This window comes from uncultured Dialister sp. (assembly GCF_937959425.1).
Taxonomy (GTDB): Bacteria; Bacillota; Negativicutes; order Veillonellales; family Dialisteraceae; genus Dialister.
This window is the reverse complement of the sequence record NZ_CALGPS010000104.1, coordinates 1-17,187: the sequence shown is the minus strand read 5'-3', so window position 1 is coordinate 17,187 and position 17,187 is coordinate 1. Positions and strand designations below refer to the sequence as shown.

Genomic DNA, 17,187 nt, shown 5'->3' with positions numbered 1-17,187 from the left:
AATCTCCTCACTTCAATTATATTTTCTGCAGCTTTTCAAGAATGTCCCGTCCGCCTTCATCCAAAAGCCTGCCGGCTATATCGCTTCCCAGCTCTTCAGCTTTGGCAATGGAGCCTTCTGTCTTTCCGCGGTAAAGTTTCTTTCCATCAGGAGAAGCGATGAAAGCCTCCACCTGAATTCTGTCTTTCTCACCGGGCACGGCATAAATGCCTGCCGGCACCTTGCAGTCACCGCCTACCCTGGCCAGGAAGGCCCGTTCTGCACGAATGCAGGAAGCCACTTCATGATTGTGGAGGAAGGTCAGGAGTTCCAGCGTTTCCCTGTCATCACTTCTGGCTTCCACCGCCATGACTCCCTGTCCGGCAGCAGGAATGCTGTCTTCCGTAGAAATATAGGCGGTAATGCGCTCTGCCAGTCCCAGACGCTTCAATCCGGCAGCTGCCAGGATGACGGCATCAAAGTCTTCCTCATCCAGATGACGGAGACGGGTCTGCACATTGCCGCGAAGAGAACGGATTACAAGATCAGGCCGTTCATGAAGAAGCTGGGCCTGCCTGCGAAGACTGGAGGTGCCTACCCTGGCGCCGGAAGGGAGTTCCGCCAGAGATTTATATTTGTTGGAAACGAAGGCATCTCTTGGGTCTTCTCTTTTGGTGACCGCCGCAATGGTGAGTCCCTTGGGGCACTCTGCAGTCATATCCTTCAGGGAATGGACTGCAATATCTGCTTTTCCTTCCAGAAGAATCACTTCCAGTTCCTTGATAAAAAGCCCTTTGCCACCGATTTCCACCAGCGGGCGGTCAAGAATCTGGTCCCCCTTTGTGGTTACAGGAAGAAGCTCCACCACAAGTCCCGGATACTTCTCCTTCAAACGGTTTTCTACATAATGGGCCTGCCAGAGAGCCAGAAGGCTTTCTCTGGTGGCAATGGTGATTTTATTTTTCAAGTTCCTGCCCCTTTCTTACATCCAGCTTGAACAGGCGGGCTACGGCGGACTTATCTTCCGATTCCCATTCCGTACCGGCATATTCATTGAGGTGAATCATAGGTTCGCGCAGAATCTTACGCACAATCATGTGGGTCATGTGGGAAAGGACCTTAATGTCCTCATCCGTCAGTCCTTCGATTTTCGCCAGACCATGGCGGAGCTCCCTCTGCCTGATTTCTTCTGCTTTGTCGGACAGGGAAACCATGACAGGACGGGTGCTCAGGTATTTGAACCGGTCTTCAATAGATTGGATTTCTTCCTGTACGATCACTTCAGCCCGCTGTGCTTCCTCTTTGCGGAAGCGGATGTTATTGGCCACGATTTCCTGCAGATCGTCGATGTTATAGAGGGTCACGTTGCGGATACTGCCTACTTCCGGTTCAATGTCGCAGGGCACTGCAATATCAATGGCCACCAGCGGGCGGTTTCCACGGCGCATCATGAGATTTCTAACATCCCAGGCCTTTACAATGTACTGGGATGCACCGGTGGCAGTAACGATAATATCCACATCATCTGCATGGGACAGGGCACTGTGGAAAGGAACGGCCTCACCATGAATCTTTGCAGCCAAATCTTCCGCCTTATCCATGTGGCGGTTGGTTACAATCACCTTTTTAAGCCCTTTGCCCATGAGGTTCTTCACAAGAAGTTCTGCTGCTTCGCCGGCGCCGAATACCATGGCTGTCCGGTCATCCAGACCTCCCAGGATTTTTTCAGCCAGCTTTACCGCTGCATAGCTCACAGACACGGCGCTGTAGGAAATACGGGTTTCCGTGCGTACCCTTTTACCGGTAGTAATAGCCCGATGGAAAAGGGTGTTCAGAATGGTCTTTGTAGCCTTCTCAGAAAGAGCCATGGTGTAGGCCGTCTTGATCTGGTTTAAAATCTGGCTTTCGCCAATCACCATGGAGTCCAGCCCCGATGCCACCTCAAAGAGATGACGGATGCAGGCTTCTCCTTCAAAATAGAAGAAATACTCCTTCTTTGCCTCACTGTTTCCGGAAAGGGCAAGGAAGAATTTTTCCAGTGTTTTTTTAGCACTCGCATCCTTTAATACTGCATAAATTTCGGTTCTGTTGCAGGTGGAAAGAACCACCGCCTCCTCAATGCCTTCCTCTCCATCCAGATGGCGGAGACCACTTCTGGCACTTTCCTCGGAAATCGCAAACTGTTCCCTTATATCTACGGAAACCGTTTTATGATTCAGACCTAATACAACCAACTGCATGACGCACACGCTCCTCTGCTTCGTCTAATTTCCCTGAAATCACAAGATTCATAATCTCATCATCAAAAACAACATGCCAAAAATTTTCCCGCAATCTGCTTTCGCCGACCTCTTTCTTCAGCTCCATCCGGAGCTCTGCCACCCGGTCCAGCCAGGCACCAAAAGAAGGAGGAATCTTTCCCTTCAGCCAATTCTTCACATATTTTGCCATGGCCGGTGAACGGCCATCAGTGGAAACGGCAAAGTGAATCCCCCCTGTTTCAAAGGCAGCCGGAAGCGAACAGTTTCCAAGGGACGGGAAATCCGCTGCATTATATAAGAAAGACCTTTGGAGAGATTCCTGATGAACCTCTTCCGCCACGTTCCTGATGCCGCAGGCAGTCACCACAAATCGATACTCTCGGGTATCCCCCTGCCGGTACATAGCCTTCTTCCAGAAAATACGCTTTTCCCTGAAGTACTGTTCAAGCTCCACGCAGATTTCCGGAGAAAGAACAGTCACCTCTGCGCCTTCCAAAAGAAGCTTCCTTACCTTTCGGAGAGCAATATGCCCTCCCCCAATCACCAGACAGGGAACCCCCTTCATATGCAGATTGACAGGATACAAAAAGAAACCTCCCATATAAATGAACTGCAGAATAAGAAAAATGCTATCTTATACCACAATTAAAATTGTAACACTCTAACAGTCCAGTGACAACAAAAGCAGGGCTTTAAAAGAGAGTTCTAATGCTGGTATATAAAATAATAATTTTATCTCATTCTTATTGCATTTAATTATAAAGTTTCATACACTTCCCATTTATGATTGAGCATTTCTAGGGAAGCGCTGATTAAATCACTGTCTGCTTTTATTCTTGAATTTTTATGCAATGTAAGGAATAGGACGACGCGAATAGCGAACTATTTAAGGAGTCCTATGACGAAGCAGTGCATAAAAATTCTTATAAAAGCAGACTCTATGAATTAATCAGTGCTTCCCTAATATATGTGCAGGACTGGAGAAGGGCAGATTATCCTGTATTCGCCGGGATAGCGATATCCTCACAGGGCACATCCTCATCAACCATGGGACGATGGCCTGCACCTGCCCTGCTATTTTTCAGTCTCCGGTGAAGGTTCTCCCACCCCCTGCACAGTTCAGCAGAATTCCCTGTCCTTCTTACCATCCTTCGTAAATCATGGTTTTTACAGGCTCAAAGCTTTTCCTGTGAATAGGTGTAATGCCAAGCCGGTGAAGGGCCTCGATGTGTTCTGCCGTGCCGTACCCTTTGTTTTGGGAAAAGCCATAGCCGGGATATTTTTTATCATACTCATCCATAAGGTGATCCCTGTATACCTTGGCTGCTATGGAGGCGGCGGCCACCGAAGCACTCCTGGCATCGCCATGAACCATGGATACCGTAGGAAATGGAAAATGAAGAGGCATAGCATCTACAATAACCGCATCAGGCTTTACATGAAGATTTCTTACAGCCTGGTACATGGCCGTCATGGTTGCCTGATAAATATTCAATGCATCAATTTCCTCCGGCGGCAGACTGACAATGGACACATCCACCGCTTCCTTATGAATCTTTTCTGCCAGTATTTCTCTGTGCTTCGGCGTTACCTTTTTGGAATCATTCAAACCTTCCGCAAACCAGTGGGGCTTCAATATCACCGCTGCCACGGTTACCGGACCGGCCAGGGGGCCTCTTCCCACTTCATCAATCCCTGCCACATAGGTAAGTCCCCGCTTGTAGAATTCACTTTCCACCTCATAAAGAGATTCTACCCGCAGCCTTTCCCTGCTTTCCCGCTCCAGACGGCGCATATAGGAAGAAACAAGCTGCTGCACCCCTTTACGGGAATCTGCCAGGATTTCCTTCATGACTTCGTCCGGCACATCATCCTGCCTTAGGATATCCCTGATTTCTGCGATTTTCATGGTCAGTCCTCCGCCGGCACCGGATCCAGGGTGATTCTTCCCAGCTTGCCGCTTCTGAAATCATGGAGCACCGCCGTTTCCGCCCGGTCATAGTCGATGGCACCGCCGGGAAGAAGGCATCCCCTTCTCCGTCCTGCCGCTTCCAGCAGCAGCTGGGGATCCTGGTGCACATCTTCAATGCGGTACACATCCATCAAAACCTGGGGTTCCGTCTCCGCCAGAGAAGACAGAAGAACCGGCACCACCTCATCGGGATTGAATACATCACCTGCAATGGCTCCGGTAGCTGCCAGACGAAGGGCTGCCGTCTGGTCATCAAACTTAGGCCACAAAACCCCCGGCGTATCCAAAAGGTCCAGCCCTTCCGAAAGGCGGACCCACTGCTTGCCTCTGGTATGACCTGGTGTATTGGCTGTTCTGGCCGCCGCTGTCCCTGCCAGAAAATTGATAAGGGACGACTTCCCTACGTTGGGAATGCCAAGAATCATAAGTCTTACGGACCGGTTCTTCAGTCCCTTTTTATACCATTTATCAAGAATCGGTTTTGCTGTTTCCCGAATGAGAGACAGCAGCTTCTTCTTATTTTTGCCATTTCCCACGCTCATGGGAACTACAGGGATCTTCCTCTTTTTATAAAAAGAAACCCACTGATCTGTTTTCTTAGGATCTGCCAGATCCGCTTTATTCAGAATGACGATACGGGGCTTTCCCTTTACCAGTTCTTCCACCATAGGATTGGCACTGGATGCAGGAATCCTGGCATCCAGCAGTTCTGCTACCACATCCACCGCCTTCAGATGATCCTCAATCATTCTCTTCGTTTTGGTCATGTGGCCAGGGAACCATTGAATTAACATATGCACCTCCCGGTATACCCATCCCGGGTTACCTATACGAGTACCATTTTAACATAAATTAAAGAAATTGGATATATTGGGAAAAAATGAGACGTAAAAAGCACCGCAGAAACTGCGATGCTTTACTTTCTTTTACAGAACATGCTTGATGATGAGATAGACCAGCGCTCCCACTGCTGCGGTGCAGGGGATAGTCATAATCCATGCGGACACCATCTGGTAGGCCACGCTCCAGTGAACGGCACGGAAACGGGTAGCCCAGCCCACACCCATAATGGATCCTGTCACCACGTGGGTGGTGGATACGGGAAGATGGAGCATGGTGGCAGAGAAAATGGTAATGGCGCTGTTCAGATCCGCTGCCAGACCATTCACAGGCTGCATGCGGAAAATCTTATTTCCTACGGTACGGATAATCCGCCAGCCCCCTACAGAGGTTCCCAGGGACATAGCCATCGCACAGGCCACCTTCACTTCCCAGGGTACTTCCAGCTGACCGATATAGCCGCCGGAAAGAAGGGCCAGGGTAATAATGCCCATGGATTTCTGCGCATCGTTGGAGCCATGGGAAAAGGCCATGAGGGCGGCAGATGCCATCTGGATATGGGTAGCCACGTAATTCACCCTGGATTTCCCCACATTCCTGAAAGCAATGTACAGGATGGTCATCATAATATAGCCTGTAATGAGGGCACAGACCGGAGAAAGCACAAGGCCGATGACGATAGTAAGCACTCCTGCCAGATGAATAGCGCCGGTACCGTATGAAATGATGACAGCGCCGATAACCCCACCGATGAGAGCATGGGAGGAACTGGAAGGCATGCCGATACGCCAGGTGAAAAGGTTCCAGATAATGGCAGAGGCCAGGGCCGAAGAAAGCACCACTGAATCCACCATATGGGGAGAAGTCACGATTTCCCCGCCGATGGTCTTGGCCACGCCTGTGGAAATCATGGCGCCTACAAAGTTCAGAACAGCTGACATGATAATAGCCACTTTAGGGCTTAATGCACGGGTGGCCACGCAGGTAGCAATGGCATTGGCAGTATCATGAAACCCGTTGATGAAATCAAAACAAAGCGCCAGAATAACGACGACGGCTATGATGTAGATATCAGGCATATTTCATGACCACCTCTTTAATCAGGTTGCCTACCCTTTCTGTCCGGTTAGCCGTATCTTCCATGGCCTCCATGATTTCCTTCCAGCGGATGATTTCCATCACCTCATGGGTACCGTCAAAAAGGTCAGAAATGGCGTTTCTGTAAATTTCATCTCCTTCACTTTCAAGGGCATTGATTTTTCTTGTCCGTTCGCTGATTTCCGTCTCATTCTTGTCAATATCCTTCAGCAGACGAAAAAGCACAATCAGTTCCGAAGACATTTCCACAAGGATGTCTGCCATCCTGAGCGGCAGTTTAGAGCCGATACCTGCATGATACAGCTTCAGGGACATCACCACATCCTGGATATCATCCACACAGTCATCCAAGGTGGTGGTAAGAAGAAAGAAATCTTCCCTGTCAATAGGTGTGATAAACACGTGGCGCATTTTTGCTGAAATCTCATGAGTCACCTTATCGGCAGAATGCTCCAGATTCTTTACGTCCTTTACGTACCTCTCCAGCTTAGCCGGATCCTGCAGCACCTCCCGTGCCATTTGTGTCCCTTTGTGGAAATACTCTGCATTGGTAACAAGAAAATCAAAAAACTCTTCGTGCTTGTTGACAAGACTAAACATGGTGTCCTCCATAAAAAACGCACAAACTGTTAAGTTTATGGTACCGCATGAATGTAAAGAGAATGTAAAGTTTGTAAAAAAAGATATAATCACATGTTTCTTTTTCTTATTATGAAATATTTTTTATGATTTTGAAATAGGGCAGACGGATTAGATTTCCATGAGGAACAGCAAAATCACCGGCCCACTTCCCTTCTTTCTGCTTCTCTTCATGTTTTATATATGCTCAAAATATTTATTTCACTATGTTGTAATTGTTAAGTTGAATCAGCATAAATTCTGACATTTGACTTTTCTCTTTAATATGCCTATACTGAAGCTGTATGCAGGCAAATGCAAAAAATGATTCAATATCCTGCGATTAAAAAAGGAGGATTTATTATGGATGAAGCAAAAGTATTAGAAGAAATGAAAAGACTGAAAGGCACACAGACCGAAAAGAACCTGCGTGCTGCCTATGCCGGAGAATCCCAGGCTCATGTAAAATATAACCTTTTCGCCAACGAAGCAGAAAAGGATCCGGAATGCTCCCGCCAGATTGCAGACCTTTTCCGCGAAACTGCAAATAACGAAAGAGCTCATGCAAAAATCTGGTTCTGGCTGGTTGGGGACCTGAAGAAGACCACCGCTGAACACCTGAAGATGGCTGCTGAAGGCGAACATGGTGAATGGACCTCCATGTATCCGGAATTTGCTGAAACCGCTAAAAAAGAAGGTTTCCCCCAGATTGCTTTCCTTTTCTCCAAAGTGGGCGAAATCGAAAAGTCTCATGAAGCACGGTATAAACTGCTCCTCGCCAATGTAGAAAACGGCCAGGTATTCAAGAAGGGTGAAAAGAAACTGTGGATGTGCGCTAACTGCGGCTACACCGTAGAATCCGTAGAAGCTCCGCAGGAATGCCCGGTATGCGGCCATCCGAGAAGCTTCTTTGCCATCAAAGCTGAAAACTATTAATTTCACAAATCAAAAAGGACAGCCCGCGGGCTGTCCTTTTTATTATTCTACAGAAACCAGTTCGATTTTGAAGTTCAGTTCTTTTCCTGCCATTTCATGGTTGGCATCAAAGGTAATGGTAGTTTCTGTCTTGGCCGTTACCTTGACCGGGAAACGCTGGCCCATGGGATCTGTCAATACCACTCTGGCCCCTACAGGCAGCTCGGAAGAACCGGGCATCTGGTCCATGTTGATTGTGAGAATATTCCGTTCATCCGGCATGCCATAAGCTTCTTCCGGCATAAGGTGGATATTTTTGATTTCTCCCACTGCCATATTCTTCACTGCTTCGTCGAAGCCTTTAATCATCTGGCCGGCGCCGCAGATGAATTCCAGCGGTTCTCCCCGGTCATAGGAAGAATCAAATTTCGTGCCGTCATTAAAGGTGCCTTCATAGTGAACGCGGCATTTCTTATTTTCGTTGCTCATACATAACTCCATTCCGGAAAAGTACTGTCATACTTCCCTAAACAATCCCATCAACGGGTAAATACTGCCATTAAGGAAGCGCTGATTAAATTGTTATCGGATTTCATTCTTGTATTTTTATTCAATGCAAGGAATCGGTCGACGCGAATAGCGAGCTATTTAAGGAGACTGATGACGCAGTATTGGATAAAAATACATATGAAATTCGATTCTGCGAATTAATCAGTGCTTCCTTAATTATATCATGAATGGAAAAGGACCGCGAGGAACCGGATTCTCCATTTCCTCCCCTGCTATGATAAAATAAAGTTATGAATAGAAGGGAGCAACAGGATGAAACAGAAATCAATCGGAATCATTGCGGAATGGAACCCCTTTCACCGGGGACACGAAGCCATGGTACAGGAGGTACGGGCCCGTTTTGACAATGCCTTTATTATGGCAGTCATGAGCGGCCCTTTCGTACAGCGGGGAGAGCCTGCCCTCTTTGACAGCTGGACCAGGGCCAGATGGGCGGCGGAAAGGGGTGTAGATGCGGTTTTTGCCCTGCCGGTGCTCTATGCACTGCAGAGTGCCGATCATTTTGCATCCTTTGGAGTAAAGCTTCTTGTCTCCATGGGTGCGAAAGTCATTTCCTTCGGTACGGAAAGTCTCGATGAAGATGATCTCTGGGAGGCTGCCTCCTTTTCCCTCACTGATACCCATCAAAAGGCATTCCACAAGTCCTTAAAAGAAGGACTTTCCTATGCAAGGGCTTCCTACGAAGCCATGAAAAGCCATTCTCCCTTCCTGGCAGATGAACTGTCCAAACCAAACAATCTCCTGGGATTCCGGTATGCAGAAGCAATCCTCAGAAATCATTTTCCCATGGAAATCTATGTGGTGCACCGGGACATGGACCATAATATTTCCGCCTCCGAGACAAGGAAAGATCTTTTACTTCGGGGAGACGGCAGCCTCCTCCCCTCCCGAAGCGCCGTTGAAGCGGAGTCCCTCATGAAGTCCGGTCACTTCACCGACTTTTCCCGCTTTGAGGACGCCTGCCTCCTCCATGCCCGTCTTCTTTCTGAAAAAGAGCTTTCAGAAACCGGCCTTTTCACAGAGGGACTGGAGCACAAATGGTTTAAAGAAATGGGAAATACCGATTATAAAACCATGCTTTCTGCTATTAAGAGCAAACGCTATCTTTACAGCCGCCTGAAACGGCTGGGAGCCCAGCTCCTTCTCTCCGGAAGAGGCTCCTCCCCCTTTACCGCCCCTCCTCCGCCATCCTATGCCCGCCTCCTTGCCCTCAGGCGGGAAAAAAGCAGCGCTTTGCGGAATATTTCCCTTCCTGTCATTACCAGTATGGCCAGGGCCATGAAGGAGGCCGGTGAATCCACCCGCCTTTCCCTTGCCATGGACATCCGCGCCGGTGACGTGCAGGCCTGGTGCCAGGCATCCCCCCGGTTCCGAGACGGAAGGCAGGAATTTTATCATTCGCCGGTGATTGTGGATTAAGGAATCCCGGCCAGCGGCATAATATGATTCTGCTAAGCATAAGAAAAGAGACGCTCTTCGATTTTGAAGAGCGCCTCTTTTCTTATGCTTTTCTGTATTTATCCACAAAATGACCGATCCGTTTCAGCGCTTCCGCCAGGTTTTCACGGCTGGCGGCGTAGGAGATACGGATGTGGTTCTTTCCCTGGGGGCCGAAGCAGGTGCCGGGGACTACGCCTACTTTTTCTTCTTTCAGAAGCCTGTCGGCGAATTCTTCATCATCCATGCCGGTGATGCTGATGTCCGGGAAAATGTAGAAGGCACCTTTAGGCTTGAAAACAGAAAGACCGATTTTCTTTAAGCCTTCATACACCATGTCCCTGCGGGCTGCATATTCATCGTACATGGCTTTTACATCATCGTCGCAGTATTTGAGGGCAGCAATGGCGCCGTACTGGCTGGTCACGCTGGCGCAGAGGATTTCATACTGGTGCACTTTGTAGATTTCTTCCATCACTTCCCTGGGTCCGCAGATGTAGCCGATGCGGAGGCCTGTCATGGCGTAGGATTTGGAGAAACCGTTCATGGTGAGGGTTCTTTCCTTCATGCCCGGGAGGGAGGCAAAGCAGGTATGGGTGCCTTCATAGGTCAAATCGCAGTAGATTTCATCGGAAATTACCACCAGGTCATGCTTTTCTGCAAAGGCGGCAATTTCTTTCAGGGACTTCCTGTCCATCACCGTGCCGGTGGGATTATTGGGATAGCCGATGAGAATGGCTTTGGTCTTTGGAGTGACTTTCTTTTCCAGTTCTTCCACAGTAAGCTTGAATTCATCTTTTCCGTAGGTTGGAACCAGCACCGGAGTACCACGGGCAATGGATACGCAGGCAGGATAAGCCAGGTAAGCGGGGTCCGGGATAAGGACTTCGTCTCCCGGATTCAGGAGGGTGGTCATTACAAGACCGATGGCTTCGGATACGCCTACGGTAACCATGACTTCATCCACCGGATCATAGTCCACATGGTAGCGGTTCTTGAAAAGCTTTGCGATTTCCTGCCGCAGTTCCAAAAGCCCCCAGTTGGAGGTATAGGACGTTTCTTTCCGCTTCAAACTGTCAATGCAGGCGTCAATGACCTTGTCCGGAGCCGAATAGTCCGGTTCCCCGACCCCCAGGGAAATCACGTCTTTCATGGTGCTGGCCAGGTCGAAGAATTTACGGATACCGGAAAAGGGTACTTCTTTTATGTTGGATGCAACTTTATCATCCCAGTTTATCATAACAGTCTCCTTATATTTTTAAAAAGGGAAAGAAGAAACATTACTTTGTTTCTGCCACTTTCTTCCCCAGAGCTTCGCATTTTTTGAGGGATTCTTCATCGGGATACCCGTAGGCCAGAAGGGGCTGGGCCGGGAAGGATGCACCGGCAAAATGGAGTTCATTATACCAGGAATTCAGCCAGGCGCCGCGGCTCCAGCCGCAGGAGCCGAAAATTCCCATAATTTTTCCTTTAAGGAAAGGCTTCAGTTTATTGCAGAAAGGCTTCATCTGCGCCTCTTCAATCACTTCTACGCCCCAGGCACTGCAGCCCAGAAGGATATGATCATAGGTATTTCCGATTTCCACAGGGTCCACATCGGAAACGGGAGCCAGAAGCACTTCTGCACCGGTGTTTTTGGCACCGACTGCCACAGCTTCCGCCATGGCTTCCGTATTTCCTGTGGCAGAATAATAAATGACAGCTACTTTTTCTGCCATATTGTCCTCCTTTTCACAGGGATGGAGCCTCTTTCAAAAGCCCCTTTTCTGTTCATATTTCATTAAAAAAAGAAGCGTCCTTAAAAAAGAACGCTCTTTTCTGCTTTTCAATTATGCCTTAGCTACGGTTTCGCCCAGTTTCTTGCAGGCTTCCAGAGCGTCATCGTCCGGATAGCTGTAAGCTTTGACGGGATCAGCAGCCAGTTTGATGCCTGCTTCATCGAAACGCTTTTTCCAGTTTTCAATCCAGTCGCCCTGGTTCCATGCGTAGGAGCCGAAGATAGCAACAACTTTGCCGTTCAGCTGGGGCAGAAGTTCTTCGAAGAATGGTTCGAATTCATATTCTTCCAGTTCTTCATTGCCCATAGCGGGGCAGCCGAGGATGATGTGGTCAAACTGAGCTACGTCAGCAGCAGAGGTGTCGCTTACAAAGGAAAGAGTGGTTTCTGCACCTGCAGCCTTTGCACCTTCTTCTACAGCCTGAGCCATAGCTTCAGTGTTACCGGAACCGGACCAATATACAATTGCAACTTTTGCCATTTAAAATTCCTCCTATCAATATTCAATTGATATAATTGCCTTACTCTTCTATCTTACTGATTCAAAGGCTCCTTGTCAATTTCTAAAAGCAATTATTCCCATTCTGTCAAAGATGTTCCCTTTTTAGAAAGGTCAAGCAGGTTTGCTTTCTGGGGAAATTTCCGCTTCTGCACCATTTTCTTCACTGCATCCGTAATATCTCCTCTGTCGGCGTCCGTATTGAAAATGCCGAGGGTGGTGAAATAGCCGTCACACTGGAGAAGGATGATGTAAGCTTCATTATAGGTAATGCCCTGCTCCCTGGTTTTCACGGTGACAAAGCCTTCCCACCGGGGATGGCGGCTGTCTTTGATTTTCTTCAGCGGCGCCGGCCCTTCAAAGGATGCCCCCTGGGAAATGAGTTCTTTATTCAGCCAGCCGGCGATGAGGTCCATCTGATCTTCCGGTTTGTCGTCCTTATGTTTGAATTCCCCTATGTCCTGCAGAAATGGAATGCCTGTTTCCTGGGACATGGCCCAGCCATAGGAGAAATCGGGGCCGTTTTTCCAGGTCATGGTGTAGTAATCGCTTTTGGTCATGCCCCGCCGGATGAAGAACCGTTTCGTTCCCCCGTCCTTCATAAAGGGCAGGGCGTCCTGGGCACCCTTCGAATAGGTAATGCCTTTGGGCACTTCCATGGTGCCGATACCGGAAAGAGTCATCTTATCTGCGGCGGAAACCTGCAGGGCGCCGGCAAGAAGGAGCGCTGCTGCCAGTGCGCCTGAGAAAAATGATTTCTTCATGCCTTATGCCTTTGCCTGCTTCTTCTGCAGTTTAGCCCAGGTGTCCCGAAGACCTACGATACGGTTGCATACCAGATGGTCTTCCGTGGTATCCTGGTCAATGATGAAATAGCCTTTCCGGAGGAACTGGAAGCGGCTGCCTACAGGGTATTCCTTAATGGCCGGTTCCGCCTTGCTCTTCATGACGGTAAGGGAATGGGTATTTACCTTTTCCATGAAATCTCTGCCGTCGTCCGTATCGTCCGGCGAAATGAGGTAATCATAGAGTCTTGTTTCCACATCCACCGCTGTATCAGCACATACCCAGTGGAGGGTGCCCTTCACCTTGCGGTCAGCGCCGGGAGTGCCGCTTCTGCTGTCAAAGTCTACGGTGCAGTGGATTTCCTTGATATTTCCTTCTTCATCCTTCACCACATCTTCGCACTTTACAATGTAGGCGCCCTTAAGGCGGACTTCTTTCCCCGGGGTCATGCGGAAGAATTTATGGGCCGGATGTTCCATGAAATCTTCCCTTTCAATGTACAGATTCCTTCCAAACGGTACTTTACGGCTGCCCATGGATTCATCTTCCGGATTGTTTTCCAGTGTCATGTATTCGATCTTATCTTCCGGATAGTTGGTCAGAACCACCTTCACCGGATCAATGACTGTCATAATGCGGGGTGCCTTGGCCTTCAGGTCTTCACGGATGCAGTATTCCAGAAGGGAAATATCCACCACGCTGTCCGCCTTGGCTACACCGATGAGGTCGCAGAAATGGCGGAGGGATTCTGGCGTGTAGCCTCTTCTTCTAATGCCGCAGATAGTGGGCATGCGGGGATCATCCCAGCCGGACACAAGGCCTGCTTCCACCATTTTACGAAGCTTTCTCTTACTGGTAATCATGGTAGTCACATTCAGGCGGGCAAATTCAATCTGCCGCGGTTTTTCCTTGCCGTCAAAGGCCTGGAGGCACCAGTTGTAAAGAGGTCTCCTTTCTTCAAATTCCAGAGTGCAGATGGAATGGGTAATGCCTTCCAGTGCATCGGAAAGAGGATGGGCAAAATCGTAGAGAGGATAAATGCACCATTTGTCTCCTGTCCTGTGGTGGGTGGCACGGAGGATACGATAAATGACCGGATCCCTCATAACAAGGTTCGGGGAAGCCATATCAATCTTGGCACGGAGGCATTTTTCCCCATCCTTGTACTTGCCTTCCTTCATTTCCTGGAAAAGCTTCAGGTTTTCTTCTACCGACCGGTTTCTCCAGGGGCTTTCTTTGCCCGGATGCTCCAGGTCGCCACGGGTATTATGGATTTCCTCGCTGCTCTGGTCATCTACATAGGCAAGGCCCATGCGGATGAGTTTGCAGGCAAATTCATAAAGTTCCGGGAAATAGTCGGAAGCAAAATGAACCGGTTCCTTCCACTTGAATCCCAGCCATTTTACGTCTTCCAGGATGGAGTCCACGAATTCCTGGTTTTCCTTGGAGGGATTCGTATCATCGAAACGGATATTGGTGGCACCGTGATACTTTTCACCGAGTCCGAAGTTCAGGCAGATACTCTTCACGTGTCCGATATGCAGGTAGCCGTTTGGTTCCGGCGGGAAACGGGTGAGCACCCTTCCATTGGCATAGATATGATTTGCTATGTCTTTATTGATTTCCGCTTCAATAAAATTGGCGGCTTCTCTTTTTTCTTCCATTTTAGTTTCCTCCATTTCTTTTTATCATGGATATTTGTTTTATTATACAATATCTGACGCTTCATTTCTATTTCCATGAGGGAAATGGGATGTGGCAGTAGGAAAAAGAGCTGTGAAGAAATGATTGAACATTTTTTCACAGCTCTTTTTTATCAAGAAATTTATTTCACCCTATTCCTCAGTGTACCGATAGGATCAATGGTGATTTCCACCACATCCCCTTTCTTCAGGAACTGGGGAGGATTCATGCCCATGCCTACTCCCACCGGCGTACCGGTGGCAATGACGTCGCCGGGCAGAAGGGTCATGCCGTCGGAAAGCACTTCGATAAGCTTTGGAATGGAGAAAATCAGGTCATTGGTAGAACCTTCCTGGCGAAGGTGGCCGTTCACCCTGGTGTAAATGGTAAAAGGCACCGGCCAGTCTCCCACCATCACCGTAGGACCCATGGGGCAGAAGGTATCAAGGCTCTTTCCCTTGAACCACTGCACATGCTTCTTCTGCAGGTCCCGGGCAGTCACATCGTTGATAATGGTATAGCCGTACACATACTTCATGGCATCCTCTTCCGCCACATTGGTGCACCGTTTGCCGATGATGACACCCAGTTCCCCTTCATAGTCCACTTCCTTTGTCACCGCCGGATGACTGTCGATTTCCTCGTCAGGACCGATGACGGAGGTGGTGGCTTTGGTGAAGAAAATAGGGGTGGTGGGGTTCTTTGCATTCACGTTCTGATCAAATTCCTTCACATGGGCCTGGTAATTCTTGCCTACGCAAAGAATGTTGCGTCTTGGATAGAAGGGAACTTCCAGCCGCACATCCTTCAGGGAAAGGGGCTCGATGGATTTGTCCTTTTCATTCATTTCCAGCGCCCTTGCCAGATTCAAAAGGCCTTCTTCGCCGGATTCGATGAATTCCTCCATGGTTTCTCCCAGAGGAATGAAATAGGTTTCCTCCAGGTCCTCCGCAGAATAAATGGAGCTTCCGTCAGCCGCCAGCACGCCCCACTGCCGCTGGCCATTGTAATTATAAGAAACAAGTCTCTGCATGGATATACCTTCTTTCTATGGTTGATTATGCCCATTATATCATGAATAGAAAAGCCCCGCGAGGGGCCGGCGGATAGCCGACAGCGGTCAGCCGTGTCTTCTATCGTCTATCTTCTAATTTCTACCGTCTATTCCCTCTCCCATGGCTCACCCACACCTTCAGTCCCAAGAGGAGCTGGATAATACCGGCAGTGAGGTAAACTTCCCAGATGCCGAAGGCCATGGAAACGGCGGCGGAAAGAAGGGGCCCCAGCATATTTCCAAACTGCTGGGCCGCAGTGGACAGGCCGAAAATGCGTCCCCGGAAATCGGAGGGCGTATGTTCCACCAGTGCCGCATTGAGGGAAGGGTTCACGCCTATGACAAAGCAGCCCACCAGGAACTGGCAAAGGCCGAAGCCCCAGATGGAGTCGGGAATGGACTGAAGGATAGTAATGACCCCCGCTGCCAGAAGGGTGACGGTCATGGCGCGGTAATAGCCCCTCTCCTGTCCGAATTTTCCCCAAAGGGTGGTGGTAAGAGCCCCTGCCAAGCCGCCGCTGGACATAATAAATCCGGCGGTAAGCTCTATATTTCCTTCATGATGCATAAGCTCACCCACATAGAGGGAGGTCACCGGCTGGATCATAAGGATGGTAGTCTGCAGAAAAAAACAGAGCATCAGCAGCTCCCGAAGGGAAGGCTTATGGGCCACATAGGAAAGATCGGCTCCAATGGATGTTTTCTTCTCATCCTTCTTCGCCAAATGCTTTTTATCTCTTACAAAGCAGATCACCGCTGCCGCTACAATCCAGAGAAAGAGGGCGGAAAGGAAGAAGGTATCCCGCATGCCGAAAACATGGGACAGGGCACCGCCCATAAGGGGCCCCAAAATGCCTCCCACCACCAGGGATGTCTGGGCCATGCCAAGGGTAGCTCCCAGCTTGTCCGACTCCGTACTGTCGGAAATAATGGCCATGGAGGCAGCCACAAAACCGTTGGCAAAGCCCTGGAAAGCCCGGGCGGCCATCAAATGGTACTGATTCTGGCAGAGGCCGCAGAAAAGATAGGAGAAACCAAGAAGCACCGCTGCCCTGACGGCCATTTTCTTCTTCCCTCCGGAATCAGCCAGCTTCCCCCACACCGGCCCCATAACGCCGGCCACCAGGAAACAACTGGAAAAGACGATGCCCGTCCAGAAGGATATTTCATTGTCCGGTACTCCCAGCTCTCCCAGGTAAAGAGGAAGAAAGGGAATAACCATGGTGTAGCCGGACGCCACAAGGAACATGCTGGCTACCAGGGTGATGATATTTTTATTGTAACTCAGAAACAGGCCTCCTTTTGTTGACACGCCCTGTGGGCGTGAGGGTTCTGAAGATTGACCGGCCTTTGGCCGGAAGGTTCTTAAGTTTGACGGCGGCTCCGCCGCCGAGGGTTGTGGTGGCGGCACAGCCGCAAATAAAAAGGGGGCGCGGCCACCAAAGGGGGACGGGCCCGAAGGGCCCGTTGGGGTTCAGGGGGAAAGGTTCTTAAGATTGATGGGCCCTCCGGGCCCAAGGGTTCTTAGGTTTGACAGCAGCTCCCCTGCTGAGGGTTGTGGATTGCCGCCTTTGGCGGCAATGAGTATAAAGTCAGCGTTACGGGATTACCCTCCCGCTGCTTAAGTCACGCTAAGCATTGCAGTGTCAGGCTCGCTACGCTCGCCTCCCCCTTGCCCGCTGCGCGGGACTTCCCCCG

At 49.5% G+C, this 17,187-nt stretch carries 17 protein-coding genes; 2 read left to right on the top strand and 15 right to left on the bottom strand.

The features are described 5' to 3' along the window. Positions 1 to 16 precede the first annotated feature (16 nt). The 7 genes from hemC to Q0482_RS04305 all read right to left on the bottom strand — a co-directional run bounded on the left by hemC (position 17) and on the right by Q0482_RS04305 (position 6,750). The gene (gene hemC / locus Q0482_RS04335) at positions 17 to 946 is read right to left on the bottom strand and encodes a hydroxymethylbilane synthase (protein WP_299143830.1); all 930 of its coding nucleotides are present in this window, start codon (positions 944 to 946) and stop codon (positions 17 to 19) included. Continuing rightward, the gene (gene hemA, locus Q0482_RS04330; protein WP_299143827.1) at positions 936 to 2,219 is read right to left on the bottom strand and encodes a glutamyl-tRNA reductase; all 1,284 of its coding nucleotides are present in this window, start codon (positions 2,217 to 2,219) and stop codon (positions 936 to 938) included. Before hemA ends, hemC begins: the two co-directional genes overlap by 11 nt. Further along, positions 2,188 to 2,805 (bottom strand): bifunctional precorrin-2 dehydrogenase/sirohydrochlorin ferrochelatase, encoded by a 618-nt coding sequence (locus tag Q0482_RS04325; RefSeq protein WP_299143931.1) that lies wholly within the window; start codon positions 2,803 to 2,805, stop codon positions 2,188 to 2,190. Before Q0482_RS04325 ends, hemA begins: the two co-directional genes overlap by 32 nt. Before the next feature lie 576 nt (positions 2,806 to 3,381). After that, the gene (locus Q0482_RS04320) at positions 3,382 to 4,149 is read right to left on the bottom strand and encodes a ribonuclease HII (protein WP_299143824.1); all 768 of its coding nucleotides are present in this window, start codon (positions 4,147 to 4,149) and stop codon (positions 3,382 to 3,384) included. Positions 4,150 to 4,151: 2 nt separating this feature from the next. Next, positions 4,152 to 5,006 (bottom strand): ribosome biogenesis GTPase YlqF, encoded by an 855-nt coding sequence (gene ylqF, locus Q0482_RS04315; protein WP_299143821.1) that lies wholly within the window; start codon positions 5,004 to 5,006, stop codon positions 4,152 to 4,154. Positions 5,007 to 5,138: 132 nt separating this feature from the next. Next, positions 5,139 to 6,131: an inorganic phosphate transporter gene (locus tag Q0482_RS04310; protein WP_299143818.1), complete on the bottom strand. Its 993-nt coding sequence runs from the start codon at positions 6,129 to 6,131 to the stop codon at positions 5,139 to 5,141. Further along, positions 6,124 to 6,750 carry a DUF47 family protein gene (locus Q0482_RS04305; RefSeq protein WP_299143815.1) on the bottom strand — a complete coding sequence of 209 codons (627 nt, stop codon included), beginning with the start codon at positions 6,748 to 6,750 and terminating at the stop codon, positions 6,124 to 6,126. Before Q0482_RS04305 ends, Q0482_RS04310 begins: the two co-directional genes overlap by 8 nt. 381 nt (positions 6,751 to 7,131) lie before the next feature. On the opposite strand from Q0482_RS04305, the gene rbr reads away from it, so the two are divergent. Further along, positions 7,132 to 7,704, top strand: a complete 573-nt coding sequence (gene rbr / locus Q0482_RS04300; protein WP_299143813.1) for a rubrerythrin — start codon at positions 7,132 to 7,134, stop codon at positions 7,702 to 7,704. A gap of 42 nt (positions 7,705 to 7,746) precedes the next feature. Here rbr and Q0482_RS04295 read toward each other — a convergent pair whose 3' ends face one another. Further along, the gene (locus Q0482_RS04295) at positions 7,747 to 8,172 is read right to left on the bottom strand and encodes a peptidylprolyl isomerase (RefSeq protein ID WP_299143811.1); all 426 of its coding nucleotides are present in this window, start codon (positions 8,170 to 8,172) and stop codon (positions 7,747 to 7,749) included. Between the two features lie 333 nt (positions 8,173 to 8,505). On the opposite strand from Q0482_RS04295, the gene Q0482_RS04290 reads away from it, so the two are divergent. Then, a complete protein-coding gene (locus Q0482_RS04290; protein WP_299143809.1) occupies positions 8,506 to 9,672 on the top strand; it encodes a nucleotidyltransferase family protein in 1,167 nt (388 codons plus the stop codon). An 82-nt stretch (positions 9,673 to 9,754) separates the two neighbouring features. Here the strand turns inward: Q0482_RS04290 and Q0482_RS04285 are convergent, their stop codons facing one another. From Q0482_RS04285 to Q0482_RS04255, 7 genes are all read right to left on the bottom strand, one after another. Continuing rightward, a complete protein-coding gene (locus Q0482_RS04285; RefSeq protein ID WP_299143929.1) occupies positions 9,755 to 10,927 on the bottom strand; it encodes an aminotransferase class I/II-fold pyridoxal phosphate-dependent enzyme in 1,173 nt (390 codons plus the stop codon). A 43-nt stretch (positions 10,928 to 10,970) separates the two neighbouring features. After that, a complete protein-coding gene (locus Q0482_RS04280; RefSeq protein WP_299143807.1) occupies positions 10,971 to 11,408 on the bottom strand; it encodes a flavodoxin domain-containing protein in 438 nt (145 codons plus the stop codon). 111 nt (positions 11,409 to 11,519) lie between these two features. After that, positions 11,520 to 11,948 (bottom strand): flavodoxin, encoded by a 429-nt coding sequence (locus Q0482_RS04275; RefSeq protein ID WP_299143805.1) that lies wholly within the window; start codon positions 11,946 to 11,948, stop codon positions 11,520 to 11,522. A 92-nt stretch (positions 11,949 to 12,040) separates the two neighbouring features. Beyond that, entirely contained in the window at positions 12,041 to 12,730 is a 690-nt protein-coding gene (locus Q0482_RS04270) for a hypothetical protein (RefSeq protein ID WP_299143803.1), read from the bottom strand. A 3-nt stretch (positions 12,731 to 12,733) separates the two neighbouring features. After that, positions 12,734 to 14,416 (bottom strand): glutamine--tRNA ligase/YqeY domain fusion protein, encoded by a 1,683-nt coding sequence (locus tag Q0482_RS04265; protein ID WP_299143799.1) that lies wholly within the window; start codon positions 14,414 to 14,416, stop codon positions 12,734 to 12,736. 161 nt (positions 14,417 to 14,577) lie between these two features. Continuing rightward, positions 14,578 to 15,468, bottom strand: coding sequence for a fumarylacetoacetate hydrolase family protein (locus Q0482_RS04260; protein ID WP_299143797.1), 891 nt, complete (start codon positions 15,466 to 15,468; stop codon positions 14,578 to 14,580). Between the two features lie 121 nt (positions 15,469 to 15,589). After that, positions 15,590 to 16,801, bottom strand: coding sequence for an MFS transporter (locus Q0482_RS04255; protein ID WP_299143795.1), 1,212 nt, complete (start codon positions 16,799 to 16,801; stop codon positions 15,590 to 15,592). Between the last annotated feature and the right edge of the window lie 386 nt (positions 16,802 to 17,187).

Excerpts from the sequence above, each read along its gene's own strand:
- Q0482_RS04320 (WP_299143824.1), bottom strand. The coding sequence starts at position 4,149 with ATGAAAATCGCAGAAATCAGGGATATCCTAAGGCAGGATGATGTGCCG.
- ylqF (WP_299143821.1), bottom strand. The coding sequence starts at position 5,006 with ATGTTAATTCAATGGTTCCCTGGCCACATGACCAAAACGAAGAGAATG.
- Q0482_RS04305 (WP_299143815.1), bottom strand. The coding sequence starts at position 6,750 with ATGTTTAGTCTTGTCAACAAGCACGAAGAGTTTTTTGATTTTCTTGTT.
- Q0482_RS04280 (WP_299143807.1), bottom strand. The coding sequence starts at position 11,408 with ATGGCAGAAAAAGTAGCTGTCATTTATTATTCTGCCACAGGAAATACG.
- rbr (WP_299143813.1), top strand. The coding sequence starts at position 7,132 with ATGGATGAAGCAAAAGTATTAGAAGAAATGAAAAGACTGAAAGGCACA.
- Q0482_RS04295 (WP_299143811.1), bottom strand. The coding sequence starts at position 8,172 with ATGAGCAACGAAAATAAGAAATGCCGCGTTCACTATGAAGGCACCTTT.
- Q0482_RS04310 (WP_299143818.1), bottom strand. The coding sequence starts at position 6,131 with ATGCCTGATATCTACATCATAGCCGTCGTCGTTATTCTGGCGCTTTGT.
- hemA (WP_299143827.1), bottom strand. The coding sequence starts at position 2,219 with ATGCAGTTGGTTGTATTAGGTCTGAATCATAAAACGGTTTCCGTAGAT.
- Q0482_RS04270 (WP_299143803.1), bottom strand. The coding sequence starts at position 12,730 with ATGAAGAAATCATTTTTCTCAGGCGCACTGGCAGCAGCGCTCCTTCTT.
- Q0482_RS04325 (WP_299143931.1), bottom strand. The coding sequence starts at position 2,805 with ATGAAGGGGGTTCCCTGTCTGGTGATTGGGGGAGGGCATATTGCTCTC.
- Q0482_RS04275 (WP_299143805.1), bottom strand. The coding sequence starts at position 11,948 with ATGGCAAAAGTTGCAATTGTATATTGGTCCGGTTCCGGTAACACTGAA.
- Q0482_RS04265 (WP_299143799.1), bottom strand. The coding sequence starts at position 14,416 with ATGGAAGAAAAAAGAGAAGCCGCCAATTTTATTGAAGCGGAAATCAAT.
- Q0482_RS04290 (WP_299143809.1), top strand. The coding sequence starts at position 8,506 with ATGAAACAGAAATCAATCGGAATCATTGCGGAATGGAACCCCTTTCAC.
- Q0482_RS04260 (WP_299143797.1), bottom strand. The coding sequence starts at position 15,468 with ATGCAGAGACTTGTTTCTTATAATTACAATGGCCAGCGGCAGTGGGGC.